Raw genomic sequence first — 25,856 nt, forward strand, 5'->3', positions numbered from 1 at the left:
CCCCGGAGGCCGGTTCCGCGCTCATTACGCGGAGCCGTGCCGGACCGGAAGTCAGCCGCGGCGCCCGGGAGCGTGACGGGAGAACCGCCCGCAATGCTCAACAACGAAAACGACACCAACACCACCAACGCCGACAACGGCAGCCCCAGCGACAACCTGCCTCCGCGCAGGCGCCGCCGCGCCGCCTCCCGGCCCGCCGGCCCGCCCGGTGCCACCGCCGCCGAGACGACCCCGGTGACCGAGGCCGCTCCGGCCGCCCCCGTGGAGGAGGCCGCTCCGGCCGCCGCCCCCGCTCGTGCCCGCCGCCGTGCGACCCGCGCCGTGACCGCCCCCGAGGCTCCGGCCGCAGAGGCCGTCGCCGAGGCCCCGGCCGCCGCCGAGGAGGAGCCCGCCGCTCCCGCCCCGCGGGCCCGCCGCCGCGCCACCCGCGCCGTGACCGCTCCCGAGGCTCCCGCCGCCGAGGCTCCGGACGCCGCCGAGGAGGAGCCCGCCGCTCCCGCTCCGCGTGCCCGCCGCCGTGCGACCCGCGCCGTGACCGCCCCCGAGGCTCCGGCCGTCGAGACCGCGCCCGTGGTGGAGGAGGAGGCTCCGGCCGCTCCCGCCCCGGCCCGTGCCCGTCGCCGTGCCACCCGCGCCGTGACCGCCCCGGCCGCCGAGGTCGTGGAGGCCCCCGTCGCCGAGGCTCCGGTCGTCGAGGCTCCGGCCGTCGCCGAGGAGGAGCCCGCCGCGCCCGCCCCGGCCCGTGCCCGTCGCCGCGCCACCCGCGCCGTGACCGCCCCGGCCGCTCCCGCTGCCGCCCCCGTCGTGGACGACGCTCCCGCCGAGGCGGAGGAGGCCCCCAAGGCCGCCGCCCGTGCCTTCACCGTGGCCGACGCCCTGGACTCCCCGAAGCGCGGCGGCCGCCGCCGCGCCACCCGCGCCGGTGCCGCGGCCGCCGCGCCGCAGCCCGCCGCCGAGCCCGAGGCGCCCGCCGCCCCGGCCCGTGCCCGCCGTGCCGCGCGTCCCGCCGTCGCCGTGTTCCAGGCCCCGGTGTTCGCCGAGCCGATGTTCCAGACCCCCGAGACCGCCGCCATGGCCGCCGCGGCGGCTGCCGCCGCCGTGCAGGCCGAGGACGCGGAGGAGGAGGCCGAGACCGAGCTCGAGGCCGAGGTCGTCGAGACCCCCGCCCCGCAGCCGGCCGGCCGTCGCCGCCGCCGTGGCCGCGGCGCCGCCGCCGAGAGCGCGCCGGTGTCCCTCCCCGAGGTGCTCGCCGAGGAGGAGCCCGAGGCCGAGGCCGCCGAGCTCGAGGACGAGTCCGCCGAGTTCGAAGAGGGCGACGAGTCGGGCGAGCGCCCGTCGCGCCGCCGCCGTCGTGGTGGCCGTCGCCGCCGCCGCGGTGAGGCCGCCGACCTCGACGAGTCCGCCGAGGAGGAGACCGAGGCCCCGGCCGCCGAGCAGGAGTCCGACGAGGAAGAGGGCGAGGACGAAGAGGGCGAGGACGCCGAGGCGCTGGGCTCCAGCTCCAGCCGTCGCCGCCGTCGCCGCCGCCGTCGCAGCGGTGAGCCCGCCGACACCGATGGCGAGTCCGCCGCGGGCGACGAGGACGGCGTACGCACCGTCGTCAAGGTCCGCGAGCCGCGTCCGGCCCGCGAGCGCGGCGAGTCCACCTCCTCCGACGAGGTCCAGTCCATCAAGGGCTCGACCCGCCTGGAGGCGAAGAAGCAGCGCCGCCGCGAGGGCCGCGAGCAGGGCCGCCGCCGCGTCCCGATCATCACCGAGGCCGAGTTCCTGGCCCGCCGCGAGGCCGTCGAGCGCGTGATGGTCGTCCGCCAGAACGGCGACCGCACCCAGATCGGCGTCCTCGAGGACAACGTGCTCGTCGAGCACTACGTCAACAAGGAAGAAGCCACCTCGTACGTCGGCAACGTCTACCTGGGCAAGGTCCAGAACGTGCTGCCGTCCATGGAGGCCGCCTTCATCGACATCGGCAAGGGCCGCAACGCGGTCCTGTACGCCGGTGAGGTCAACTTCGAGGCGCTCGGCATGGCCAACGGGCCGCGCCGCATCGAGTCCGCCCTCAAGTCCGGCCAGTCGGTCCTCGTGCAGGTCACCAAGGACCCGATCGGCCACAAGGGCGCCCGCCTGACCAGCCAGGTCTCGCTGCCCGGCCGCTACCTGGTCTACGTGCCCGAGGGCTCGATGACCGGCATCAGCCGCAAGCTGCCCGACACCGAGCGCGCGCGCCTGAAGACCATCCTCAAGAAGATCGTCCCCGAGGACGCGGGCGTCATCGTGCGCACCGCCGCCGAGGGCGCGAGCGAGGACGAGCTGCGCCGCGACGTCGAGCGTCTGCAGGCCCAGTGGGAGGACATCCAGAAGAAGTCGAAGCAGATCTCGACCTCTTCGCCGAGCCTCCTGTACGGCGAGCCGGACATGACCGTCCGCGTCGTGCGCGACATCTTCAACGAGGACTTCTCGAAGGTCATCGTCAGCGGTGACGGGGCCTGGGAGACCATCCACGGCTACGTGAACCACGTCGCCCCGGACCTGGCCGACCGGCTGTCCCGCTGGACCTCCGAGGTCGACGTCTTCGCGACGTACCGGATCGACGAGCAGCTCGCCAAGGCGCTCGACCGCAAGGTGTGGCTGCCCTCGGGCGGCTCGCTTGTGATCGACAAGACCGAGGCGATGATCGTCATCGACGTCAACACCGGCAAGTTCACCGGTCAGGGCGGCAACCTCGAGGAGACCGTCACCAGGAACAACCTGGAGGCGGCCGAGGAGATCGTGCGCCAGCTGCGGCTGCGCGACCTGGGCGGCATCGTCGTCATCGACTTCATCGACATGGTCCTGGAGTCCAACCGCGACCTGGTCCTGCGCCGCATGCTCGAGTGCCTGGGCCGCGACCGCACCAAGCACCAGGTGGCCGAGGTCACCTCGCTGGGCCTGGTCCAGATGACCCGCAAGCGGGTGGGCCAGGGTCTGCTGGAGTCCTTCTCCGAGACCTGCGTCCACTGCAACGGCCGCGGCGTCATCGTGCACATGGAGACGCCGACCGCGATCGGCGGGGGCAACGGCAAGCGCGCCAAGCGCCGCGGCGGCAAGGCCGAGTTCGACCAGCACGACCACGAGATCGAGACGGTCGAGGCGGAGTTCGAGTCCGAGGCCGAGGTGGCCGCCGAGGCCGCCGCGCCGCGGGCCCTGCCCGAGCCCGAGTTCGTCGCGGATGAGGAGCTGTACGGCAGCCCGGCCGAGGCGGAGGCCGCCGCGGGTCTGAGCGGCCGCCGCAACCGTCGCCGTGCCACCCGCAAGGCGACCGCTCCGGCGGGCGCCCCGCGCGGTGCGGCCGCCCAGGCTCCGGCCCCGGCGCCCGCCGTCGAGGCCGAGCCGGTCACCGAGCCGGCCGACACGGTCCTGGAGCCGGCCGCCGAGGTCGTCGCCGAGGCCGTGGAGGCCCCGGAGACGGTCGAGGCCGCCCCGGTCGAGGAGGCCGCGCCGAAGGGCCGTACCCGTCGCCGGGCGACCCGCAAGGCCACCGCCCCGGCGGGTGCCCCGGCCCCCGCGGCCGAGGTGGCCCCGGAGCCGGTCGTCGTGGCGGAGCCCGAGCCGGTCGTCGAGCCGGAGCCGGTCGTCGAGCCCGAGCCCGTCGTGGAGCCCGTGGCCGAGGCCGCGCCGGCCCGTCCGCGCCGCCGTGCCACCCGTAAGGCCACCGCACCCGCCGGTTCCCCGGCAGGCGCGGCCGAGGCCGCCGTGGTGGTCGTCGAGGCCCCGGTGACCGAGGCTCCGGCCGAGGAGACCGCCGAGGAGACGGCCGAGGCCGCTCCGGCCAAGAAGGCCGCCCGCAAGGCTCCGGCCAAGAAGGCGACCGCGGCGAAGAAGGCCACCACCGCCAAGAAGGCGACGGCGGCCAAGAAGACCGTGGCCAAGAAGGCGGCCACGACCAAGAAGACCGTGGCGAAGCGGGCGACGAAGAAGACCGCGGCGGCCGAGCAGCAGACGCTGCCCTCCGTCTCGGCTCCGACCGAAGCCTGATCCGCTTCAGAGCCGTGGGCCCCGCCGCGAGGCGGGGCCCACGGCCGTGCGGGAGCCGGTTTGACCCCCTGGAACCGGCCCCGTAACCTAGACCGTCGGCATGCTTAGACGAATAACGTCTAGCGCGCCGCGCTCCTGAGCACCTTCCTTCGGGCCCTGCCCGGAGAGGCCGCTCGTCCATTCCGGATCAGTCGCGGGCCCCCGGCCCGACTGAGCGGCTGGCTTCAGGAGCATCCGTCCCGAGTGAGAGAGAGATCCGCGTGTACGCCATCGTGCGCAGCGGTGGTCGCCAGCACAAGGTTGCTGTCGGCGACATCGTTGAAGTTGACAAGATTCCCACTGCCAAGGTTGGCGACACGGTCGAGCTCTCGACCCTGCTCGTTGTCGACGGCGAAGCCGTGACCAGCGACCCGTGGGTCCTGGCCGGCATCAAGGTCCAGGCCGAGATCGTGGACCACCACAAGGGTGCCAAGATCGACATCCTTCGGTACAAGAACAAGACCGGCTACCGCCGTCGCCAGGGTCACCGCCAGCAGTACACGGCGATCAAGGTCACCGGTATCCCCGCGGCTGCGAAGTAAGAGGGACTGAGACATGGCACACAAGAAGGGCGCATCGTCCACCCGGAACGGGCGCGACTCCAATGCCCAGCGGCTCGGCGTGAAGCGCTTCGGCGGTCAGGTCGTCTCCGCCGGCGAGATCCTCGTCCGCCAGCGTGGCACCCACTTCCACCCCGGTTCGGGTGTCGGTCGTGGTGGCGACGACACGCTGTTCGCGCTGCAGGCGGGTGCCGTCGAGTTCGGCACGCACCGTGGCCGCAAGGTCGTCAACATCGTTCCGGCCGCCTGATCCAGCTTCTGCTGATCAAGCGTTCGTAACTTCCCGAGGGCGGATCTCAGCTCTTCCCGGCGCAAGCCGGGAAGAGAGGTCCGCCCTCGGCGCGTTGTCACATAGACACGTTTAATGGGCAGCAAGGCCTGCCCGGGACATTCCCGTATGTATCTGGAGGAACACCCATGACCACCTTCGTGGACCGCGTCGAGCTGCATGTCGCCGCGGGTAACGGGGGCCACGGCTGCGCCTCCGTTCACCGGGAGAAGTTCAAGCCGCTCGGCGGCCCCGATGGCGGCAACGGCGGCCGTGGCGGCGACGTCATCCTGGTGGTGGAGCAGGCGATCACCACCCTGCTGGACTACCACCACAGCCCCCACCGCAAGGCCACCAACGGCAAGCCCGGCGAGGGCGGCAACCGCTCCGGCAAGGACGGCCAGGACCTGGTCCTGCCCGTGCCGGACGGCACCGTCGTCCTCGACAAGGAGGGCAACGTCCTCGCCGACCTCGTCGGCCAGGGCACCACCTACGTCGCCGGCGAGGGCGGCCGCGGCGGCCTCGGCAACGCCGCGCTCTCCTCCGCGCGCCGCAAGGCCCCCGGCTTCGCGCTCCTCGGCGTCCCCGGCACCACCGGCGACATCGTCCTGGAGCTCAAGACCGTCGCCGACGTGGCGCTGGTCGGCTTCCCGAGCGCCGGCAAGTCCTCGCTGATCTCGGTGCTCTCCTCTGCCAAGCCGAAGATCGCGGACTACCCCTTCACCACCCTCGTCCCGAACCTGGGCGTCGTCACGGCTGGCTCGACCGTCTACACGATCGCCGACGTCCCGGGCCTGATCCCCGGCGCCAGCCAGGGCCGTGGCCTGGGCCTGGAGTTCCTGCGCCACGTCGAGCGCTGCTCGGTGCTCGTGCACGTCCTGGACACCGCCACGCTGGAGTCCGACCGCGACCCGATCGCCGACCTCGACGTCATCGAGGAGGAGCTGCGGCTCTACGGCGGCGGCCTGGAGAAGCGCCCGCGCCTCGTCGTCCTGAACAAGGTCGACATCCCGGACGGCCAGGAGCTCGCCGACATGGTCCGCCCGGACCTGGAGGCGCGCGGCTACAAGGTCTTCGAGGTCTCCGCGGTCGCCCGTACGGGCCTCAAGGAGCTCTCCTACTTCCTCGCCGAGGTCATCGCCAAGGCCCGCGCCCGCAAGCCGAAGGAGGAGGCGACCCGTATCGTCATCCGCCCGAAGGCCGTGGACGACTCCGGCTTCACCGTCACCTACGACGAGGCCGAGGACGTCTACAACGTGCGCGGCGAGAAGCCGGAGCGCTGGGTCCGCCAGACCGACTTCAACAACGACGAGGCCGTCGGCTACCTGGCGGACCGCCTCAACCGCCTCGGTGTCGAGGAAGCGCTGAGGAAGGCCGGCGCCCGCGCCGGCGACGGCGTGGCCATCGGCTCCGACGAGAACGCGGTCGTCTTCGACTGGGAGCCGACCATGATGGCCGGCGCCGAGATGCTGGGCCGCCGCGGCGAGGACCACCGACTGGAGGCTCCGCGCCCGGCCACCACGCGCCGCAAGGAGAAGGACGCCAAGCGCGGCGACTCGGCGCAGCAGGAGTACGACGAATTCCGGCCGTTCTAGTTCCGTTCCCCCGGAGGGCACCCGGGCGGCATTGAAGGCGTCTTTACGTCGGTCGCCTAGGATCCTTCGGGTGAACAGCACCAACCTCCCCACCGTTTCCGTCGTGGTGATCGCGTACAACGACGCCGGGCTCGTGGGCGAGGCCGTCTCCTCGGCCCTCGCCCAGGGCCCGGTGGTCGCCGAGGTCATCGCCGTGAACGACGCCTCGTCCGACGGCACCGCGCGGGTGCTGGACGAGCTGGCTGCCGCACACCCCCGCCTGAAGGTCGTTCACCGTACGGAGAACAGCGGAGGGTGCGGCACTCCGCGCAACGACGGGATCGCCGTCGCGTCCTGTCCGTACGTCCTGTTCCTCGACAGCGACGACATCCTGCCGGCGGGTGCGGCCGAGGCGCTGGTGCGCGCCGCCGTCCAGCACCGCGCCCCGGTCACCGTGGGCGCCGCCGTACGGCGCGAGCTGCCGCTCCACCACGACGTGCCGTGGATGCCGGGGCTCTACACCCCGGGCGACGTCATCGAGCGGCCCGCGGACCGCCCGGAGCTGGTCCGCGACACCCTCTGCGTCAACAAGCTGTACGAGCGCTCCTTCCTGGAGGAGCACGGACTGCGCTTCCCCGACGGCCGGTTCGTCTACGAGGACTTCGTCTTCACCTCCCGGGTGCTGGCCGCCGCCCCGCGCATCGCCGTCATCGGCGACCTCGTCTACGTCTGGCACGTGCGCCGCAGTGCCGCCCAGGTGTCGATCTCCCTGGACCGCAAGGACGTCTCGAACTGGCGCTCGCGCATCGAGGCCCACCGCACGGCCTCGCGCACCCTCGCGGCGGCCTCCCCGGCACTGGGCAGCGCCTGCCAGGTGAAGTTCCTCGAGTACGACCTGCGCATGTACCTGCGCGAGCTCGGCAAGGACCCCGACTACCAGGCCGCCTGGTGGACCCTGACCCGCGAGTACCTCGACACCTTCGCCGAGGCCGACGTCGAGGCCGCCGGGGCCCACGCCCGCTGGATCGTACGGGTGCTGCGCGCCACCCCGGCCCCGCCCGCCGACATCGAGCGGCTCACCCGGCTGGCCGCCGAGCCGCCGCGCCTGCTGCCCCCGTACGCGGCCGCCGCCGACGGGACGCCGGTGTGGAGCGAGGAGCTCCCGGTCGAGCTGGACGGGCTGGCCGGGCTGCCGACGGACCGGCTGCCCCTCACCGTCGACGCCGAGCCGGCCGGCCGCGCGGCCGTCCGGATCCGCGTGCACGACCTGTACGGGCGCCTCGCCGAGGCCGGTCCGCGCACCGTGCAGCTGCGCTTCCTGCCCCGCGCGGGCGGCGAGCCGGTCCTCGCCCAGCCCGTGGAGCTGCATCCCGACCCGACGGGCGGCTGGGTCGCGCTGCTGCCCTTCCGCCTCGCCGACGTGGCCGCCACGGGCCGCCGCCAGGGGCTGCGCCGGATGCAGGCGTGGAACGTGGGGGTGGGCGTGCAGTGCGCCGACGGGACCTCCGTGTTCACCTCCCTGCGCCCCCGGGGCCGGCTGCTCCGCCGCCGGGCCCTGCCCAGCAGCCGGTACGGTGTTCTGCTGGCACAGCCCTACCGCACGGGGGCCGGCGCGCTCGCGCTGCGCCTCGCGCCCGGCGCCGAGGGCGCGCTGTACCTCGTACGCAACCGCCTCCACCGGGCCAGGGCAGGCCACGGGGCGGGCTGAAGGCCGCTTCCTTCACAACAAGCGCCGCACATCGAACTCGGACAGGACCAAGGAGATACACATGACGTTTCTGATCACCGGTGGCGCCGGATACATCGGCGCACACGTCGTCCGGGCGATGCTGCTCGCGGGGGAGAAGGTGGTCGTCCTCGACGACCTCTCCACGGGCAACGAGGACCGTGTCCCGGAGGGCGTACCGCTGGTGGTCGGCTCGGTCCTGGACCGGCTGATCCTCGACAAGACCATCCGTGAGCACAAGATCACCGGTGTGGTGCACCTCGCGGGCAAGAAGCAGGTCGGCGAGTCCGTCGAGAAGCCGCTGTACTACTACCACGAGAACGTGCAGGGCCTGACGGTGCTGCTCCAGGCCGTGGCGGCCGCGGGCATCCGCAACTTCCTCTTCTCCTCCTCCGCCTCCGTCTACGGCATGCCCGACGTGGACCTGGTCACCGAGGACACCCCGTGCGCGCCGCTGAGCCCCTACGGCGAGACCAAGCTGGCCGGCGAGTGGCTGGTGCGCGCCGCCGGCAAGGCCCACGGCATCTCCACCGCCTGCCTGCGCTACTTCAACGTGGCGGGCGCCGCCGCCCCCGAGCTCGCCGACACCGGCGTCTTCAACCTGGTCCCGATGGTGTTCGAGCGCTACGACGCCGGCCAGGGCGCCAAGATCTTCGGCGACGACTACCCGACCCCGGACGGCACCTGCATCCGCGACTACATCCACGTCGAGGATCTGGCGGAGGCCCACGTGGCGGCCGCCCGCAAGCTCGCCGAGTGGGCCTCGGCCGGGGACTACAAGGACCTCACCGTCAACATCGGGCGCGGCGAGGGCGTCTCCGTCGCCGAGATGGTCGAGCTCCTGAACAAGAACACCGGGCACGACCTCGCCCCGGTGATCAGCCCGCGCCGTCCCGGCGACCCGGCGAAGGTCGTGGCCTCGGCCGACAAGATCACGGGTGAGCTGGGCTGGAAGGCCCGGCACGACGTCCGCGAGATGGTCACCTCCGCCTGGGCGGGCTGGGAGGCCAACAAGGCCGCCCGCCTGGACACGCACAAGGACGCGCACAAGGACGTCCACAAGGCCTGAGACTCCATCGGCCACACACGAAGCCGCCCGCCCCGGACGAGTCCGGGGCGGGCGGCTCCGTCGTACCTGCGGTCAGCGCTCCAGGAAGGCGAACAGCGTTTCCCACCGGTCGGTGATCTCGGCGCTGGAGTACCGCTTCACCGTCTGGAAGGCGGTGTCGCCGAGCCGGTCGCGCAGCTCGCGGTCGGACATCAGCGCGTTCAGGTGCCCGGCCAGCTCCATCGTGTTGCCCAGCCGGGCCAGCAGCCCGTCCTCGCCGTGCGTGACGATCTCCCGTACGCCCGGCGCGCAGTCGAAGGCGGCCACCGGCACGCCCGCCGCCATCGCCTCAAGCAGGGTGATGGGGAACCCCTCGGCGCGCGAGGCCTGCGCGAAGACCGAGGCGCCGCGCAGGGCGCCCAGTACGTCGTCGGTGCTGCCCATCCACTCCACGGAGTCGTCCAGCCCCAGCGCCGTGCAGTGCGCCCGCAGGGTCGGCTCCTCCAGGCCCGCCCCGTAGATCCGCAGGACCCAGTCGGGGTGGTGCGGGGCGGCGTCGGCCCATGCGTCCAGCAGCAGGTCGACGCCCTTCTCGAAGGCGAGGCGGCCGACGCTGGCGACGACCTTCTCGGTGCGCGGGGCGGGGGAGTCCGGCATGAAGGGCAGCGGGTTCGGCATGCTCCCGACGTTCTCCATGCCCGCCCGGATCCACAGGTCCGCGTCCTCGGCGGTCAGCACCAGCAGCCGGTCGACCTCGGGGTAGTGGCGGCGGACCCGCTCGCCGCGGGTGGACTTCTGGCTGGCCTCGAACGACTCGTGGCTCATGCCGATGACGCTGAGCCCCTTGGTGTCGGCGAGCGCCACCCACTCCATCGCCCAGACCTGGGTGACGATCACGACACTGCCGGGGCGGGCGGCGCGGAACAGTTCGCTCAGCTGCTCCGCCTTGGCCCGCATCCGCGCCCGCCGGGCCGCCTGGCGGCGCCGCTCGGGCGCGTTCAGCCGGCCCTTGATCCCGTGCAGCCGGCGCGCCGCCGGCGGGTGGGCCTCGTACAGGGTGGTCATCTGGTACGGGAGGTCCGCGGGCAGCTTCTGCCGGATCTCCTCGGCGACCGGGGCGATGCCGACGATGTGCACCTTGTGCCCGCGCTCGGTGAACAGCCGGGCCATCTGGTGCGACCAGGTCGTCACGCCACCGAGCTCGTCGACGTTGTTGGAGACGAGGAAGATGTCACGGCCGCCCGGGGTGGCGGTCTGCTGGCTCACTTGCCGCTCCTGGTGAAGAACTTCTCGACGATCTGGCGGGCCGCGTCCCCGCGGTCGTACTCGCCGAACTCGGTGAGGAAGCGCTGCCGCGCCTCCGCGTACTTGGCGTCCGCCTCCTCGAAGGCGGAGAGGGCCTGCAGGAGTTCGTCCGCCGTCGCCACCACCGGGCCCGGGGCCTTCTCCTTCAGGTCGAAGTACGTGCCGCGGATGTCGTTGGCGTACTTCTCGTAGTCGTACGCGAAGAACAGCATCGGCCGGTCCAGGACCGCGTAGTCGAACATCACGGACGAGTAGTCCGTGATCAGTCCGTCGGCGAGGGCCAGCAGCGGGGTGATGTCGTGGTGCCGGGACACGTCGATCACCCGGCCCGCGACCGACGGCGGCAGCGACACGCTGTTGAGGTAGTGGGTGCGCACCAGCAGCGTGAAGCGGTCGCCGAGCCGGTCGGCGAACTCCTCCACGTCGAAGGGGAAGGTGAAGCCCTCCACCGCGCCGTCCGCACCCGCCCGGAAGGTCGGCGCGTAGAGCAGCACCTTCTTCTCCGGGTCGATGCCGAGCTCGGCCGCCAGCGGACCGCGCACCCGCTCACCGCTGTCCGCTTCGCTCAGGTGCGCCTCGACGAGGGCGTCGTTGCGCGGGTAGCCCGTGCGCAGCAGCACCTCGTCGCGCAGCCTGAAGCCCTTGGCGAGGGTGCGGGTGTCGTGCTCCGAGCGGATCAGGAAGTGGTCGAAGCGGTCGACGGCCGCCTGGAAGCGGGCCTGGCCCGCGCGGCCCTGCGCCTTGGTGCGGGGCTCGTGGAAACCCATCCGCTTGAGCGCGGAACCGTGCCAGGTCTGGATGTACGTGGTGCCCGGGCGCTTGGCCAGGGCCAGCGGGAAGCCCTGGTTGTCGACCCAGAACTCGGCCTGGGCCAGCGCCCGCAGGTAGGGCCAGCTCCAGCGCCGGACCAGGGTGGCCTCCTTGGGGAAGCCGGTGGGCCGGGCGCCCGCGTAGGACCAGATCGCCTCGAACGGGGCGCCCTGGCGCACCAGCTCCTCGTAGATCGCCTTCGGGCTGTCGCTGTACTGCTTGCCCATGTGGCTCTCGAAGACGACCGTGCCCTTCTTGACCGGCAGCTTCGAGAAGACCTCGTGGTAGACCTTCACCTTCTGCTCGCCGGAGCCCATGCTCCGGCGGACCCGCAGGGCCTTGCGCAGGCCCCGCTTGACCACGTTGGCCGCCTTGCCCTGTATGGCGTTGTTGATCAGGCTCTGGGTGCGGACGGCGGCGGCGCTCTCGGCGGTCAGGACGTAGGAGAGGTTGCCCTTCTTGGTGACCTCCGGCTCGAAGCGGTCGGAGACCAGCCGGGTCAGCCGGGGCCGCACGCGCAGGCGGGCCGCCGAATCCAGGTCGAGGCCGCCGACCGAGACGCGGGTGGTGATCTTGTCGCTCCCCGCGGTCAGCTTCAGCCGGACGTCCCAGACGGCGTCGATGATGCCGAGCGGGCGGACGGTGCTGCCGATGTCGGCCGTACCGGTCCACTCGATCGTGTCACCGGCGTGCCGCACGGTTGCCACCGGGAAGCTGAAAGAACGCACGCCGATCTGCCGGCGGGCCCGGAACTCGAGCGAGGCCTTCAGTTCCGCGTCGTCCGGGATCCGGCCGAGCGGGTTCACGACGGTGCCGGAGAGCGTGACGCTGCCGCGCCCGTCGTCCTCGTAGGAGGTGAGACGGTTCCCCAGGGTGAGGGAGGTGAGCGGGGTGGTGTGGAAGCCCTGCTCGGTGACGTCCAGTATCCGGCGGGCCTCCGCGTCGTCGAGGTGTTCGCCGCACCAGTAGACGCGCCCGTCCCGCTCGGCGAGCGGCGAGGTGAGCCGGCCCTTGTTGGTCATGGCGTCGGCGGCCGGGAGCAGGTTGTCCCAGTCCTCCTTGCCCAGCAGGTAGGCGCAGATGGCCTGGAGGTACGTGACGTTCTCGTACGCGGCCGGGTCGATTCCGGCGAGGTAGCCGTTGGCGAGCCGGGCGAACTCCTGGCGGTACGCGTCGCTCAGCAGCGGCAGGTCGCGCAGGTGCAGGACCAGGTCGTGCTTGAGGAACTTGGCGTCCTTCGCGGACTTGATGTCCGTGTGGCCCTTGGACGCCAGCAGCTCGTCGACGCGGCGGTGGATCTCCATCCGGTGGACGAAGTTCGCGATCTCGTGGCGCCGGTTGCTGATCGACTTCGCCGCGGCCTTCTCGATCACGTTCCAGAAGTAGACGTGGTTCGGGATCAGCGTGATGCGGCGGGCGGCGACGTACGCCTGGGCCGAGAACAGCAGGTCCTCGTAGTGGATCCCGACCGGGAACTCCAGGCCCTGCTCCAGCAGGAACGAGCGCCGGTAGCACTTGTTCGTGGAGAGGGTGTCGTAGACCAGCAGGTCGGGGAACTCGGTGATCGACTCCAGCGTGCGCGTGCGCGAGTAGATCCACGGGTACCACTCGGTGGTCTTGTTCCACCGGTTGTCCAGGTGCACGCGCACGCACATGCCCGAGACCAGGTCGGAGCCGGTGCGCTCGGCGGCGTCCAGCATGTTCCGGCAGGCGTTGCGCTCAAGGACGTCGTCGCTGTCCAGGAACATGACGTACGTTCCGGTGGCCTGCTGGATGCCGTGGTTGCGGGGCGCACCGCAGCCGCCGCTGTTCTCCGGCAGCCGGAAGGCGCGCACTCTCCCCGGATGCGCGGATTCCAGTTCCTGGGCGACCGCGTAGGACCGGTCCTTGCTGCAGTCGTCGACGATCACGACTTCGACCCCGTGCAGGGTCTGGTCCAAAACCGACTGGACTGCTGTCGACAGACGCTCTGCGTCGTTGTAGACGATGACGACCACGGAGACGTCGGGCACGTGCACCTCGATCCCTTCGTTTCGTTTCGTTTCGTTCAGCTCATTCCGCTTATCTCGTCCACGCTACCGTGCGCCGCACTCGTCTCAGGCAGGCCGACTCTCGGCGTGCATACTTCTAAGGAAGTGGTGAGTGGCGGGTCCGGTCGCTGACATTCACCCGTTCGGATCCAGCAGGAAGTGTTCATGACGAAGCTGTCCGTAGTTGTCCCTTGCTACAACGAAGAGGCCGTCATCGACAGCTTCGACGTGGAGATCCGCAGGGTTCTGGACGCCCTGCCCGTCGAGTACGAGGTCTGCTACGTCGACGACGGCAGCCGCGACGGCACTCTCGGCAAGCTCCGGAAGATCGCGGCCGAGCACGGCGAGCAGACCCGGTACGTCTCCTTCAGCCGCAACTTCGGCAAGGAGGCCGGCATGCTCGCCGGCCTGCGCGAGGCCACCGGCGACGCCGTCGTGATCATGGACGCGGACCTCCAGCACCCGCCGGAGCTCATCGCGACCATGCTCGACCACTACCGGCAGGGCCACGACCAGATCATCGCCCGCCGTACGCGCGAGGGCGACAAGAAGCTCCGCTCCGCGCTCAGCCGCCTGTACTACCGGGGGGTGAACCGCTGGGTCGACGTCGAGCTCGCCGACGGGGTCGGTGACTTCCGGATGCTCTCGCGCGGCGCCGTGGACGCGCTGCTGTCGCTGCCGGAGTACAACCGCTTCTCCAAGGGCCTGTTCTCCTGGATCGGCTTCGACACCGTCCACTTCGACTACCGCAACGCGCAGCGCGAGGCCGGCGAGACGAAGTGGAAGTTCGGCTCCCTGCTGAACTACGGCATGGACGGCCTGATCTCCTTCAACAACCGGCCGCTGCGGATCGGGATCTGGCTCGGCGTGTCGCTGGTCGCCCTGACCGGCCTGTACGCGCTGTGGATCACCGTCATGGCGATCACCAACGGCGTCGAGTCCCCGGGGTACGTCACCCTCGTGGCGATGATCGCGGGCATCGGCGGCGTACAGATGATCATGCTGGGCCTCATCGGCGAGTACATTGGCCGCATCTACTACGAGACCAAGCGCCGGCCGCACTTCCTGGTGAAGGAATCGCACGGCGCGGAGCGTGCGGACGGTGTCGTCCGCACGGGCGGCGCGGCGCGCGCCGACGGCGTGGCTGCCCGCGCGGTGGAGGCATCGGTCGTGGAGCGCAGCTCGGAGCGCAGCCCCCGATGAACAGCAGCCGCAAGGACCAGCTCGGCCAGATCTTCCGCTTCGCCCTCGTGGGCGGGGTCAACACCGGCACCTTCTTCGGCATCTACCTGCTCCTGCACCCGTGGATGCCGTACTTCGCCGCCTACTCGCTCGCTTTCGTGCTGGCGATGGTCGGCTCCTTCTTCATGAACACCTACTTCACCTACCGGACCCGGCCGACGTGGAAGAAGTTCTTCCTCTTCCCGCTGACGAACATCACGAACTACGTGATCCAGTCGGTCGGCCTCTACGCGCTGGTGGCCTGGGCCGGGATGGACACCCGGATCGCCCCGCTGGTCGCGGCGGTCGTGGCCATCCCGTTCACCTTCCTGATCTCGCGCAGGATCCTCGTCCCGGGGGCGGCCCGGGCCGCGGAGCCGGAGCCCGTGGAGGCCGGGCGGTCCAGGGGCTGAAACCCCCGAGCAGCCGCCCCTTCCCACCCCGTAGATTTGACCAGGCAGGCATTCCGGCAAGGGGCAAGGGGACAGACGTGTCAGCGGCTAGGCAAGGTGTCGTGGACGCCCGCAGGATCGTGGTCAAGGTCGGCTCCTCCTCCTTGACCACCGCGGCGGGCGGACTCGACGCCGACCGGGTGGACGCTCTGGTCGACGTCCTGGCCAAGGCCCGCAGCGGCGGGGAGAAGGAGATCGTCCTCGTCTCCAGCGGAGCCATCGCCGCCGGACTCTCCCCGCTCGGACTGCGCCGCCGCCCCAAGGATCTGGCCCGGCAGCAGGCCGCCGCCAGTGTCGGGCAGGGGCTGCTCGTCGCCCGGTACACCGCCTCCTTCGCCCGGTACGGGGTCCGCGTCGGCCAGGTGCTGCTCACCACCGACGACACCAGCCGGCGGGCGCACTACCGCAACGCCTACCGGACCCTGGACCAGCTGCTGGCCATGGGCGCGCTGCCCGTCGTCAACGAGAACGACACCGTCGCCACGGACGAGATCCGCTTCGGCGACAACGACCGTCTGGCGGCCCTGGTCGCCCACCTGGTCCGGGCCGATCTGCTGGTGCTGCTGTCCGACGTGGACGGCCTCTACGACGGCGACCCGTCGCTGCCCGGCACCACCCGCATCGACGAGGTCCGCGGCCCCGAGGACATCGCGCACGTCTCCATCGGCAGCGCGGGCAAGGCGGGCGTGGGCACCGGCGGCATGGTCACCAAGGTCGAGGCGGCCCGGATCGCGGCCGCCGCCGGCATCCCCGTGGTCCTGACCTCCGCGAGCCAGGCCGCCGACGCGCTGGCCGGGCGCGCCACGGGCACCCACTTCCACGCCACGGGCCGCCGCTCGGCGGACCGGCTGCTCTGGCTCCAGCACGCGTCCACGCCCCAGGGGCACCTGGTCCTCGACGAGGGCGCGGTGCGCGCGGTCACCGAGCGCGGCAGCTCGCTGCTGCCCGCCGGGATCGCGGCGGTCGAAGGCGACTTCGTCGCCGGGGACCCCGTGGAGCTGCGCTCCGCCGACGGCCGCGCCGTCGCCCGGGGCCTGGTCAACTTCGACGCCAAGGAACTCCCGCAACTCCTCGGCCGCTCCACCCGAGAGCTCGCACGGGAACTCGGACCCGCGTACGAGCGGGAGGTCGTCCACCGGGACGATCTGGTCCTGCTCGAGGGCTGAGGTTCGGCAAAACCGCCGCGCGGCGGGCCGTGGGCTGGTCAACTGTGAGGGGCGGGCGGACACGCGTGGCGGAGACAGGAGGCGGCTGGTGAGACGAGCGCTGACCAGTGTCGGTCCGGGGGACGGTGACGGCGGCGGCGGGGACGAGCAGAACCACGACTCGCGCCTCTGGCACGTGACCCTGAGCGTCTCCGGCAAACCGGCCCCGCTGTCGGACGTCCGGCGCGGACTGGAACAACTGGCCCATGACCACCCCTTCCTGCTGACCAGCCGGTACGCCGACGACCACGCCGAGATCCGGTACTGGGAAGAGGCCCGCGACCTCCACGACGCGGCGGCCGTCGCCCTCCGCCTGTGGGGCGAACACCGCTCGTCGGCGCAGCTCCCGCCCTGGGAGATCGTCGGCCTGGAGGTCATCGACCGCGCCACCTACCACCAACGCGTGGCCGAGGGCTACGGCCCGCCGCCGGCCCACCCGGTCGGTGTACACCCGTACTGACAATCCAGCCCCGCCGGCGTTTGAGGCGCGGGGGTCTGGGGGCGGAGCCCCCAGGTCTTTGAGCTGAGCCAGCGATCGAGGCGCAGCCCGGCCGTCTCGGGGGCTGGAAACCCCATCGGCCAGGGTCCGGCCGGGGATTACCCTGGCGGCATGACCTCGCTCGATGCTGCCACCTCGCCCGTCCTCGCCACAGCGCAGCGGTCCCGCACCGCGGCCGCCGCCATCGCCCCGCTCCCGCGGTCCGCCAAGGACACGGCCCTGCTGGCGATCGCCGACGCCCTGGAGGCCCGTACGGCCGAGATCATCGCGGCCAACGCAGTCGACACCGACAAGGCCCGCGCCGCCGGCACCAGCGAGACCGTCATCGACCGCCTCACCCTGACCCCCGAGCGGGTCGCCGCCATCGCCTCCGACGTACGGGACGTCGCCGCCCTCCCCGACCCCGTCGGCGAGGTCGTCCGCGGCAGCACCCTCCCCAACGGCATCGACCTCCGACAGATCCGCGTACCCCTCGGCGTCGTCGGCATCATCTACGAGGCCCGCCCCAACGTCACCGTCGACGCCGCCGCCCTCTGCCTGAAGTCCGGCAACGCCGTCCTGCTCCGCGGCAGCTCCTCCGCGTACGCCTCCAACACCGCGCTCGTCGGCATCCTGCGCGACGCGGTCGCCGCAGCCGGGCTGCCCGCCGACTCGATCCAGCTCGTCCCCGGCGAGTCCCGCGACTCCGTCCGCGAGCTGATGCGCGCCCGCGGCCTCGTCGACGTGCTCATCCCGCGCGGCGGCGCCTCCCTCATCAAGACCGTGGTCGAGGAGTCCACCGTCCCGGTCATCGAGACCGGTACCGGCAACTGCCACGTCTACGTCGACGCGCAGGCCGACCTCGACATGGCCGTGGAGATCCTCGTCAACTCCAAGGCCAGCCGGCCCTCCGTCTGCAACTCCGCCGAGACCCTCCTCGTCCACCGCGACATCGCCGACGCCTTCCTGCCGCGCGCCCTCGACGCCCTCGCCGACGCCGGCGTCACCGTCCACGGCGACGCCCGGGTCCTTGCCGCCGCCGAGGACACCAAGGTCACCGCGCTGCCCGCCACCGACGAGGACTGGGCCGCCGAGTACCTGTCCTACGACATCGCCGCCGGCGTCGTGGACTCCCTCGACGACGCCGTCGCCCACATCCGCCGCTGGACCTCCGGGCACACCGAGGCCATCGTCACCACCTCGCAGGCCGCCGCGCGCCGCTTCACCCAGCTGGTCGACTCGACCACGGTTGCCGTGAATGCCTCCACCCGGTTCACGGACGGTGGCCAGTTCGGCTTCGGCGCCGAGATCGGAATCTCCACGCAGAAGCTGCACGCCCGGGGCCCGATGGGCCTTCCCGAGCTGACCTCCACCAAGTACATCGTCACCGGCGACGGTCACGTCAGGTAATCGGCGACTGAACACGGTGTGGCCGGATTTCGGCGGACACCCTGCCCAAAGCAGCCCCCCAGGTCTACGCTGGTCCTGTGCCGGACGACGTGGGGGGCAAGCCGTTCCCGGACGACGGGGAGCCCGACGACGACCGCGGAGGCGCGGACAAGGACTTCGCCTCCGTGGTGTTCGACGAGGACTTCGTCCGGAACGCCGAGATCCATGAACCGAGCGCCGCGGAGCGCCAGCGGGCGGCCGACCGGGCGCGCGCCGAGGCGGAGGCCGCCCGCGCCGTCGCCGGAGGCTGGACGGGCGACGACGACTACGACAGCTACGGATACGGCCACCCCGACGGGTACGGCCTCGACGACAACGGCTGGGACCACGACCGCGGCTACGGCAGTGCCGACGGCCCGTACGGGGCCTACGGCGGCAGCCTGCGCCCCTACCGCGGCCGCGCACCCTGGCTGCGTCCCGTCGCCTGGGTGCTCGCCTTCGTGATGGGCCTCGGCATGGTCGCACTCGCCTTCAGCGCCGTCTACCGAAGCGCCGCGGGCGAGGCGGACCCCGCCCCGGCGCCCGCCAGCACCCCCCTGAGGGAAGTCACCGGCGTCGGTGCGTTTACGTACCCCTCCGACCGCCAACCCTGAAGGTAACGACCCCACTCGCATACGCCGGAGCTGGGGGCTTCTCTGAAGCGGGGACAGCGGGGAGAAGCGATGGCCGTGCCAGGAGATCCACCCAACGGCACCCCCGAGGGCATCGGAGGGGGTGACGACGAATTCCGGTCGGAGGAGCTCCGCTCGGTGGTGTTCGACGAGGACTTCGTCCGCGCTGCCCGGCTCCAGGAATTCTCCGCACAGGAGCGCATGGGCGAACACGCCCGCGCCGTCCGCAGCCGCTCCGTCTGGTCGGCCGGCGGCGGCTCCGGCTCCCGGACCAGTACCCCCGGGCGGGGCGCCCGCCAGGGCATGCTGCTCGTGCTGCTCATCGCCACGGCCTTCTCCTGCGCCGTCTACATGGGGCTGCGCAACCCGTACGTCCCCCCGGCCGGGGGTCCCGCCGAGCCGCTCAGCAGCACCGTCGTCCCGCTCGCACCCGCCGCGGCCGTGCCCGGCGGGCGGCCCGCCGACCTGTACGCGAACAGCCCTGCCGCCGACTACCGCGTCGGGGCGGCCGGAATCGCCCTGCCGGCCGTGCGCCGCACGCACCACTTCACCGACGCCCAGGTCATCACCGCGCTGTCCATCGCCAAGGACTACCTGGTGCAGTCCTCGCTGGACCCCGACATCCTGGCCGGCGCCGCCACCCGGCCGGTGCGGGTCCTGCTCGACCCCGACCAGCTGGCGCAGTTCGACCGCAGCATGACCTCGCCCGCCGGTGACGGCCGCCACGCCACCACCGGCTGGCTGGTCCGCTTCGACCCGGGCACCGCCGTCGTGGCCGACTCCCGGGTGCGGGTGCGGGGCACCCTCGCCTTCGAGGAGGTCACCCCCGATGTTCTGGAAGTGACCACCGACCACACCTTCGTGTACGCCGTACGCCCGGCGACCGGAGCACCCGCCGCGGCCGACGGGGCCTCGCTCTTCACCGTCCGCCGCGAGCTTCGGCTGCGCTTCGACCGGGAGGACCTCAATGCCCGGCGGACGGAGCTGGCCTCGGCCTACGTGATGGCCGGGCCGCAGGCCTGCTCCAGCGACCCGGCCGACGGATTCCGCCCGCTGCTGGCCGGAGCAGGCCCGACCACGGTGGGCCCGGCCGCGAGCGACCCGTACGCCAGCGGCCAGCCGCGCCGCACGGCCGGGCTGTGCGGCGTGCTCGCGCAGCCCACGACCCCGCCGGCGACGACGACCCCGGTCAGCCCCGTCAGCCCTGCTCCGTAGCCCCGCCCTTGCCCTCCGAGGCGCCACCGGCAGCGGCGCCGGTGCCCGTGAACTTGTCGCGGAGCTTGCCGCCCAGGTCGCCCGCTCCGCCCGCGATGTCGCCCACCAGCTTCATCAGCGGATCCTTGCTGGTACGCACCGAGTCGGCGTAGTGCGCGGCGGACTGCCGGAAGGAATCGGTCACCGAGGTGTCCTTGTCTTCGTCCCGCCGCGGGTAGTGGCCGTCCATGATCCGCTGGAAGTCGCGGTTCTCCGACCACTTCTTCAGCTCGGCCGCCCGCACGGTGGTGAAGGGGTGCGTCCGGGGCAGCATGTTCATGATCTTCAGTACGGAGTCGCGCAGATCGCCGCCCGCCTCGTACTCCTCGGCCTGGGCCAGGAAGGCGTCCACGTTCATCTCGTGGATGTGGTTGCCGCCCGCCAGCTTCATCAGACCGCGCATCGAGGCCTGCAGGTCCTGCCCCACCAGCAGCCCGGCCCGGTCGGCGGAGAGCTCCGACTTGCGGAACCACTCCCGCAGCGCGGTCACGATCGCCATGATCGCCACATTGCCCAGCGGGATCCACGCCACCTTCATGGCCAGATTCGTCAGGAACAGCAGGATCGTGCGGTACACGGCGTGCCCCGACAGCGCGTGGCCCACCTCGTGGCCCACCACCGCCCGCATCTCCTCCTCGTCGAGCAGCTCGACCAGGCTCGTCGTCACCACGATGATCGGCTCGTCCAGCCCGATGCACATGGCGTTGGGCCGCGGGTCCTGCTGCACGTACATCTGCGGGACCTTCTCCAGGTCCAGGATGTAACAGGCGTCGCGCAGCATCTCGTGCAGGTGCGGGAACTGGGTCTCGTCGACGCGCACCGAGTCCGACAGGAACAGCAGCCGCAGGCTGCGCTCCGGAAGCAGCCCGCTCAGCGCCTTGAACACCGTGTCGAAGCCGCTCAGCTTGCGCAGCGCGACCAGCGCCGAGCGGTCCGCCGGGTGCTCGTACGCCCGCGAGGAAATGCCGGGGAACCTCCTGCGGTCCCGCGCCGGCACCTTCTCGAACCCTGTCTGCGTCATAGCGCCCTCCCCTGGATCGACCTTCGTGGCCCTGCGTCTATCCTCTCCAACGCCTGAGTCGGCGCGAGCGTGCCCCAGGCCCCCGCATACGATGTGAGCGAAGTCTCCGCCCGCTCCCCGACTCGATAGGTACCTGCCTGATGAGCCTCTCCTCCACCGCCCACAACCTGGTCGTCCTCGCCTCGGAGGGGGCCGAGCAGCACGGCGGCAACCACGACAGCCTCAACCCCTACCTCACCGGCGGCGGCGCGCTCTTCATCCTCCTCCTGATGCTCTGGGTCACCACGCGCCTGAACCGCGACCGCTAGGTCGACCCGGCCTGGACCGCCGGGTCCCCCGGGCCAGTAGGCTCTGCGCTCATGGGAGAGCAGGAGACGCCTACCGGCCCGGTCAAGCGCCGGCTCGGGGTGATGGGCGGCACATTCGACCCGATCCACCACGGACACCTGGTGGCCGCCAGTGAGGTGGCCTCGCTTTTCCACCTCGACGAGGTGATGTTCGTGCCGACCGGCGAGCCGTGGCAGAAGTCGCAGCGTGCCGTGTCGCCCGCCGAGGACCGCTACCTGATGACGGTCATCGCCACGGCCTCGAACCCGCAGTTCTCGGTGAGCCGCATCGACATCGACCGCGGCGGGCCGACGTACACGATCGACACCCTGCGGGACCTGAAGGCGCTGAACGACGACGCCGACCTGTTCTTCATCACGGGTGCCGACGCGCTCGCCCAGATCCTGACCTGGCGAAACGCCGAAGAGCTGTTCTCGCTCGCCCATTTCATCGGGGTCACCCGGCCCGGCCACGTCCTCACCGACGACGGACTGCCCGAGGGCGGTGTCTCCCTGGTCGAGGTGCCCGCGCTGGCCATTTCCTCCACGGACTGCCGCGCACGGGTCGCCGAGGGGGATCCTGTCTGGTACTTGGTGCCCGACGGCGTGGTGCGCTACATCGACAAGCGTGAGCTGTACCGGGGAGCCTGAGCTTCCGGAGAGAGGGGCCCGCGGTGAACGACCGACAGGATCCGTACGACCCGTACGCCCACGAGCAGCCGCTCATCGGCTACGACGCGTACGGGCGGCCGGTGTACGGCCAGGCGCCCGCGCAGCCCGCCCAGCCCGCCCAGGACTACGGACAGCAGCAGTACGGCTACGACTACCAGGCGCAGGCCCAGGGGTACGGCCAGCAGCCGCAGCAGCAGTTCTACGCCGAGCAGGCCCAGCCCGCACAGGACTACGGGCAGCAGGAGTACCAGCAGGCGCCCGCCTACGGGTACGACACGCAGCAGACCCAGCAGGTCCAGCAGACGCAGCAGTGGATCCCGCAGCAGACCGCCCCGGAGCCCGAGCCCGAGCGGCAGCGGACCCCGCAGGTCCCCGAACCGCGCCGGCCCGACACCGAGCCCCAGGCCGGGCGGGACTACCGCACCGAGATGTTCGCCTTCATCGACCAGCCGGACGAGGACTCCGAGGACGTCATCGACTGGCTCAAGTTCACCGAGAGCCGGACCGAGCGCCGCGAGGAGGCCCGCCGCCGCGGCCGCAACCGGGTGGTGGCGCTGATCGTCGTCCTCGCCGTGTTCGTCGTCGCCGGCCTCGGCTACCTCTGGTACGCGGGCAAGCTGCCCTTCCTCGACGGTCCCGGACAGAAGAACAACGCCGCGACCGCCGACGCCGGGGCGCAGAAGCGCGACATGATCGTCGTCCACGTGCACAACACCAAGAAGGGCGGCACCTCCTCGGCGCTGCTCGTCGACAACGTCACCGCCAAGCAGGGCGCCACCGTCCTGCTGCCCAACACCCTCGGCGTGCCCGGCTCGGACGGGACCGCCACGGGACTCGGCAAGGCCGTCGAGGGGGGCGGCCTCGGCACCCGCGAGGCCCTTGACTCGGTGCTCGGCACGCACATCGGCGGCACCTGGCGGCTGGACACCCCCTTCCTGGAGAACCTGGTCGAGCTGGTCGGCGGCATCGAGGTCGACACCGACGCGGCCGTCCCGGCCGACGACGCGGCGAAGGCACCGGCCGTCGCCCAGGGCCAGAAGCAGAGCCTGAGCGGCCCGATGGCCGTCGCGTACGCCACGTACCGGGCCCAGGGCGAGCCGGAGGCCAAGCAGCTGGAGCGCATGGGCAAGGTGCTGTACGCGGTCCTGCGCAAGGTCCCGAGCGACCCGAAGGCGGCCGCGGTGACGGTCGACAGCATGGGCCAGATCCTCGACCCGGCCCTGAACTCGCAGACGCTCGGCGCCCTGCTGTCGCGGCTCGGCGCGCACGCCAAGGTCGGCGCGTACCGCACCGACGTCCTCGGGGTGAAGCCCGACGGGGCCCTGACGGACGACGCCACCCAGAAGGTCGTCAAGGAGGTGCTCGGCGGCTCGGTCGCGGCGGCTCAGCCCGGTGCGGCCCCGCGCGTCGGCCTCAAGGACGCCACCGGCGACGAGAAGACACAGATCGCGGCGAAGGCGGCGCTGCTCAACGGCGGCTACGACTTCGTGGACGGCGGCAAGGCGGACAAGACCGCTGCCGCCTCGCAGATCACGTACCAGGACGACGCCCAGAAGGACCGGGCGATCGAGGTCGCCAAGACGCTGGGGCTGCCCGAGACGGCCGTGAAGAAGGCCGAGAACGCCGTGAACGCGGACGTCGTGGTGATCCTGGGCAAGGACTACAAGGCGTCCTGACCCGGATCCGAGGCTCTGACATGTGGTTTCGCCCGCGCGGAACGTTCCGCGCGGGCGGTGTCGGCGGTACATGAGACCCTTGTAAGGATCTGCCCGCCAACCCGAAAGCATGGCCAGTGACCGCCACGGACCGCTCCATCGAGCTCATCACCACCGCCGCCCAGGCCGCGGCTGACCGGCTCGCGCACGACATCATCGCGTACGACGTCAGCGACGTGCTGTCGATCACCGACGCCTTCCTGCTCGCCTCGGCGCCCAACGACCGCCAGGTCAAGTCGATCGTGGACGAGATCGAGGAGCGCCTGCTCAAGGAGCTCGGCGCCAAGCCGGTGCGCCGCGAGGGCGACCGCGACGCCCGCTGGATCCTGCTCGACTACGTCGACATCGTCGTCCACGTCCAGCACAGCGAGGAGCGGGTCTTCTACGCGCTGGAGCGCCTGTGGAAGGACTGCCCCGAGATCGAGCTGCCCGAGGACGCCAAGCTCACCATCGGCAAGGCCGAGGAGCACGCCAAGCTGCGCGAGGCGGCCGGCGACGACGAACTGGACGGTGATCTGTTCTGAGCACGACCACCACGGGCAAGTCCGGCAGGAAGATCGTCCTCTGGCGGCACGGCCAGACCGCGTGGAACCTGGAGCGGCGCTTCCAGGGCTCCACGGACATCGAGCTGACCGAGACCGGAGTGGCGCAGGCGCGCCGCTCCGCTCGGCTGCTCGCCTCGCTGAAGCCGGACGCCATCGTGGCCTCCGACCTCCAGCGCGCGGCGGCCACCGCCGAGGAGCTGGCCTCCGTCACGGGGCTGACCGTGACGCACGACGCGGCGCTGCGCGAGACGTACGCCGGTGAGTGGCAGGGCCTGACGCACGACGAGATCCTCGGGAAGTACGGCGAGCAGTACGCGGCGTGGAAGCGCGGCGAGCCGGTCCGCCGAGGCGGCGGTGAGCTGGAGACCGAGGTCGCCGACCGCGCCGCGCCGGTGGTGCTGGAGCACGCCGACCGGCTGCCGGAGGGCGGCACCCTCGTCGTGGTCAGCCACGGCGGCACCATCCGTACGACCATCGGCCGCCTGCTGGGCCTGGACTCGTACTACTGGGAGGGCCTGGGCGGGCTCTCCAACTGCTGCTGGTCCGTCCTCGGTGAAGGCGCGCGCGGCTGGCGTCTGATGGAGCACAACGCCGGCACGCTGCCGGAACCGGTGCTCGGCGACGACGACTGAGCCGAGCTCCCGGCGGCCTGTCCGCCGCTCCTCCGCCGCTCCCCGCCGGGGCTGCCACCCGGATTTCACTTTCCGGCTGGTCACAGGCTAGAGTTCTTCTTGTTCGCAGCGCGGAACACCGGAGACGGGGGGAGCGCGGCGGAGAGCGGGGCTATAGCTCAGTTGGTAGAGCGCCTGCATGGCATGCAGGAGGTCAGGAGTTCAATTCTCCTTAGCTCCACAATCAGGATCCCGTCCCCAACAGGGGGCGGGATCCTTGTTTTTGTACCCTTTGCGATTGCTGACCCGGCCTGCACTTGCATGGCAGAATCGGACGGCCGGAGGGGGAGACGACGGCCCGATGCGGGAGGGAGTCGCTGACGGATGGGTGCACACCGGCGCCGGTGCGACTGGTGCAACAACGGCACGCCGATCGTGCGGGACATGGACCCGGTCAACCCCGACTACCAGTACTGGTGCGAGGAATGCGCGCGGGCGCTGATCATAAAAGGCGACCCGATCGAGACGTACCGTGAGCTGGAGGGGGAGCCGATCTACGGCCGGCTGCTCGACGAGCACTGCACGCTCAAGCGGTTCTATCAGTTCGCAAGAGCGTGACGGATAGGTCAAATCGGGCATGGCCTTCGGTCGACGGAAACCGATTTTTGGACCAGGGCCATGACCGTGTAATGTTTGGGACGTCGCCAAGGAGAGCCGGAAACGGAAGCCGGGCGGCAGGCAAGACAAGGGGCTATAGCTCAGTTGGTAGAGCGCCTGCATGGCATGCAGGAGGTCAGGAGTTCAATTCTCCTTAGCTCCACAGTGAAGAAGCGGGCCACCCGGATCGGGTGGCCCGCTTCTCGTCGTGTGCTCACCGTTCGGAACGGCAGAGCGTCGGCGGGGGCCGCTGCGGTACCCTGACGCC

22 protein-coding genes and 2 tRNA genes are annotated in these 25,856 nt (G+C 71.5%); 21 read left to right on the forward strand and 3 right to left on the reverse strand.

From position 1 onward, the window contains the following. The first annotated feature begins 93 nt into the window (after nt 1-93). The 6 genes from JIW86_RS26430 (at nt 94) to galE (ending at nt 9,247) form a co-directional block, all read left to right on the forward strand. Nucleotides 94-4,011, forward strand: a complete 3,918-nt coding sequence (locus JIW86_RS26430; RefSeq protein ID WP_257556341.1) for an Rne/Rng family ribonuclease — start codon at nt 94-96, stop codon at nt 4,009-4,011. Between the two features lie 260 nt (nt 4,012-4,271). Continuing rightward, nucleotides 4,272-4,592, forward strand: a complete 321-nt coding sequence (rplU, locus tag JIW86_RS26435) for a 50S ribosomal protein L21 (protein ID WP_214950890.1) — start codon at nt 4,272-4,274, stop codon at nt 4,590-4,592. 13 nt (nt 4,593-4,605) lie between these two features. Further along, a complete protein-coding gene (gene rpmA, locus JIW86_RS26440) occupies nt 4,606-4,860 on the forward strand; it encodes a 50S ribosomal protein L27 (RefSeq protein WP_048480572.1) in 255 nt (84 codons plus the stop codon). A gap of 167 nt (nt 4,861-5,027) precedes the next feature. Then, on the forward strand, nt 5,028-6,473 hold the full coding sequence (gene obgE / locus JIW86_RS26445; RefSeq protein WP_257556342.1) for a GTPase ObgE: 1,446 nt from the start codon (nt 5,028-5,030) through the stop codon (nt 6,471-6,473). Between the two features lie 70 nt (nt 6,474-6,543). Further along, entirely contained in the window at nt 6,544-8,160 is a 1,617-nt protein-coding gene (locus JIW86_RS26450; protein ID WP_257556343.1) for a glycosyltransferase family 2 protein, read from the forward strand. Nucleotides 8,161-8,221: 61 nt separating this feature from the next. Then, nucleotides 8,222-9,247 (forward strand): UDP-glucose 4-epimerase GalE, encoded by a 1,026-nt coding sequence (gene galE / locus JIW86_RS26455; protein ID WP_257556344.1) that lies wholly within the window; start codon nt 8,222-8,224, stop codon nt 9,245-9,247. Between the two features lie 72 nt (nt 9,248-9,319). Here galE and JIW86_RS26460 read toward each other — a convergent pair whose 3' ends face one another. Continuing rightward, entirely contained in the window at nt 9,320-10,492 is a 1,173-nt protein-coding gene (locus tag JIW86_RS26460) for a glycosyltransferase (protein WP_257556345.1), read from the reverse strand. Continuing rightward, nucleotides 10,489-13,359, reverse strand: coding sequence for a bifunctional glycosyltransferase/CDP-glycerol:glycerophosphate glycerophosphotransferase (locus JIW86_RS26465; RefSeq protein WP_257556346.1), 2,871 nt, complete (start codon nt 13,357-13,359; stop codon nt 10,489-10,491). Before JIW86_RS26465 ends, JIW86_RS26460 begins: the two co-directional genes overlap by 4 nt. A gap of 177 nt (nt 13,360-13,536) precedes the next feature. Between JIW86_RS26465 and JIW86_RS26470 the strand changes: the two genes are divergently transcribed. From JIW86_RS26470 to JIW86_RS26500, 7 genes are all read left to right on the forward strand, one after another. Further along, nucleotides 13,537-14,574, forward strand: a complete 1,038-nt coding sequence (locus JIW86_RS26470; protein WP_257556350.1) for a glycosyltransferase family 2 protein — start codon at nt 13,537-13,539, stop codon at nt 14,572-14,574. After that, nucleotides 14,571-15,005: a GtrA family protein gene (locus JIW86_RS26475; protein ID WP_215141845.1), complete on the forward strand. Its 435-nt coding sequence runs from the start codon at nt 14,571-14,573 to the stop codon at nt 15,003-15,005. The genes JIW86_RS26470 and JIW86_RS26475 overlap by 4 nt, the downstream gene beginning before the upstream one ends. 77 nt (nt 15,006-15,082) lie before the next feature. Next, nucleotides 15,083-16,210, forward strand: coding sequence for a glutamate 5-kinase (gene proB / locus JIW86_RS26480; RefSeq protein WP_215141847.1), 1,128 nt, complete (start codon nt 15,083-15,085; stop codon nt 16,208-16,210). Between the two features lie 34 nt (nt 16,211-16,244). After that, complete coding sequence (locus JIW86_RS26485) at nt 16,245-16,709, forward strand: hypothetical protein (protein WP_257559449.1); 465 nt, start codon at nt 16,245-16,247, stop codon at nt 16,707-16,709. A gap of 150 nt (nt 16,710-16,859) precedes the next feature. Next, nucleotides 16,860-18,137 (forward strand): glutamate-5-semialdehyde dehydrogenase, encoded by a 1,278-nt coding sequence (locus tag JIW86_RS26490; protein ID WP_257556353.1) that lies wholly within the window; start codon nt 16,860-16,862, stop codon nt 18,135-18,137. A gap of 77 nt (nt 18,138-18,214) precedes the next feature. Continuing rightward, nucleotides 18,215-18,769 carry a hypothetical protein gene (locus tag JIW86_RS26495; protein WP_257556354.1) on the forward strand — a complete coding sequence of 185 codons (555 nt, stop codon included), beginning with the start codon at nt 18,215-18,217 and terminating at the stop codon, nt 18,767-18,769. Nucleotides 18,770-18,838: 69 nt separating this feature from the next. Further along, nucleotides 18,839-20,002 (forward strand): hypothetical protein, encoded by a 1,164-nt coding sequence (locus JIW86_RS26500; protein ID WP_257556355.1) that lies wholly within the window; start codon nt 18,839-18,841, stop codon nt 20,000-20,002. On the opposite strand, the gene JIW86_RS26505 is transcribed toward JIW86_RS26500, so the two are convergent. Continuing rightward, entirely contained in the window at nt 19,986-21,062 is a 1,077-nt protein-coding gene (locus tag JIW86_RS26505; RefSeq protein ID WP_257556356.1) for a M48 family metallopeptidase, read from the reverse strand. The two genes, JIW86_RS26500 and JIW86_RS26505, sit on opposite strands and share 17 nt — an antisense overlap. Before the next feature lie 140 nt (nt 21,063-21,202). On the opposite strand from JIW86_RS26505, the gene JIW86_RS26510 reads away from it, so the two are divergent. The 8 genes from JIW86_RS26510 (at nt 21,203) to JIW86_RS26545 (ending at nt 25,751) form a co-directional block, all read left to right on the forward strand. After that, on the forward strand, nt 21,203-21,370 hold the full coding sequence (locus tag JIW86_RS26510) for a hypothetical protein (RefSeq protein ID WP_037836848.1): 168 nt from the start codon (nt 21,203-21,205) through the stop codon (nt 21,368-21,370). A 51-nt stretch (nt 21,371-21,421) separates the two neighbouring features. Further along, nucleotides 21,422-22,039 carry a nicotinate-nucleotide adenylyltransferase gene (gene nadD, locus JIW86_RS26515; RefSeq protein ID WP_215141857.1) on the forward strand — a complete coding sequence of 206 codons (618 nt, stop codon included), beginning with the start codon at nt 21,422-21,424 and terminating at the stop codon, nt 22,037-22,039. A 23-nt stretch (nt 22,040-22,062) separates the two neighbouring features. After that, entirely contained in the window at nt 22,063-23,736 is a 1,674-nt protein-coding gene (locus JIW86_RS26520; protein ID WP_257556357.1) for a LytR C-terminal domain-containing protein, read from the forward strand. A 116-nt stretch (nt 23,737-23,852) separates the two neighbouring features. Then, the gene (gene rsfS / locus JIW86_RS26525) at nt 23,853-24,299 is read left to right on the forward strand and encodes a ribosome silencing factor (RefSeq protein WP_215141872.1); all 447 of its coding nucleotides are present in this window, start codon (nt 23,853-23,855) and stop codon (nt 24,297-24,299) included. After that, nucleotides 24,296-24,952 carry a histidine phosphatase family protein gene (locus JIW86_RS26530; RefSeq protein ID WP_257559450.1) on the forward strand — a complete coding sequence of 219 codons (657 nt, stop codon included), beginning with the start codon at nt 24,296-24,298 and terminating at the stop codon, nt 24,950-24,952. The genes rsfS and JIW86_RS26530 overlap by 4 nt, the downstream gene beginning before the upstream one ends. Before the next feature lie 147 nt (nt 24,953-25,099). Next, nucleotides 25,100-25,172, forward strand: a tRNA-Ala gene (locus JIW86_RS26535). A 143-nt stretch (nt 25,173-25,315) separates the two neighbouring features. After that, the gene (locus JIW86_RS26540) at nt 25,316-25,549 is read left to right on the forward strand and encodes a hypothetical protein (RefSeq protein ID WP_008738908.1); all 234 of its coding nucleotides are present in this window, start codon (nt 25,316-25,318) and stop codon (nt 25,547-25,549) included. A gap of 129 nt (nt 25,550-25,678) precedes the next feature. Continuing rightward, nucleotides 25,679-25,751: transfer RNA gene (locus tag JIW86_RS26545), tRNA-Ala, on the forward strand. Nucleotides 25,752-25,856: the final 105 nt, after the last annotated feature.

It is taken from the genome of Streptomyces sp. NBC_00162, assembly GCF_024611995.1.
GTDB lineage: Bacteria > Actinomycetota > Actinomycetes > Streptomycetales > Streptomycetaceae > Streptomyces.

Coding starts and splice junctions, on each gene's coding strand:
- JIW86_RS26510 (WP_037836848.1), top strand. CDS start 21,203: ATGAGCCTCTCCTCCACCGCCCACAACCTGGTCGTCCTCGCCTCGGAG.
- JIW86_RS26470 (WP_257556350.1), top strand. CDS start 13,537: ATGACGAAGCTGTCCGTAGTTGTCCCTTGCTACAACGAAGAGGCCGTC.
- JIW86_RS26540 (WP_008738908.1), top strand. CDS start 25,316: ATGGGTGCACACCGGCGCCGGTGCGACTGGTGCAACAACGGCACGCCG.
- JIW86_RS26490 (WP_257556353.1), top strand. CDS start 16,860: ATGACCTCGCTCGATGCTGCCACCTCGCCCGTCCTCGCCACAGCGCAG.
- obgE (WP_257556342.1), top strand. CDS start 5,028: ATGACCACCTTCGTGGACCGCGTCGAGCTGCATGTCGCCGCGGGTAAC.
- galE (WP_257556344.1), top strand. CDS start 8,222: ATGACGTTTCTGATCACCGGTGGCGCCGGATACATCGGCGCACACGTC.
- rpmA (WP_048480572.1), top strand. CDS start 4,606: ATGGCACACAAGAAGGGCGCATCGTCCACCCGGAACGGGCGCGACTCC.
- JIW86_RS26500 (WP_257556355.1), top strand. CDS start 18,839: ATGGCCGTGCCAGGAGATCCACCCAACGGCACCCCCGAGGGCATCGGA.
- JIW86_RS26430 (WP_257556341.1), top strand. CDS start 94: ATGCTCAACAACGAAAACGACACCAACACCACCAACGCCGACAACGGC.
- JIW86_RS26475 (WP_215141845.1), top strand. CDS start 14,571: ATGAACAGCAGCCGCAAGGACCAGCTCGGCCAGATCTTCCGCTTCGCC.
- nadD (WP_215141857.1), top strand. CDS start 21,422: ATGGGAGAGCAGGAGACGCCTACCGGCCCGGTCAAGCGCCGGCTCGGG.
- JIW86_RS26505 (WP_257556356.1), bottom strand. CDS start 21,062: ATGACGCAGACAGGGTTCGAGAAGGTGCCGGCGCGGGACCGCAGGAGG.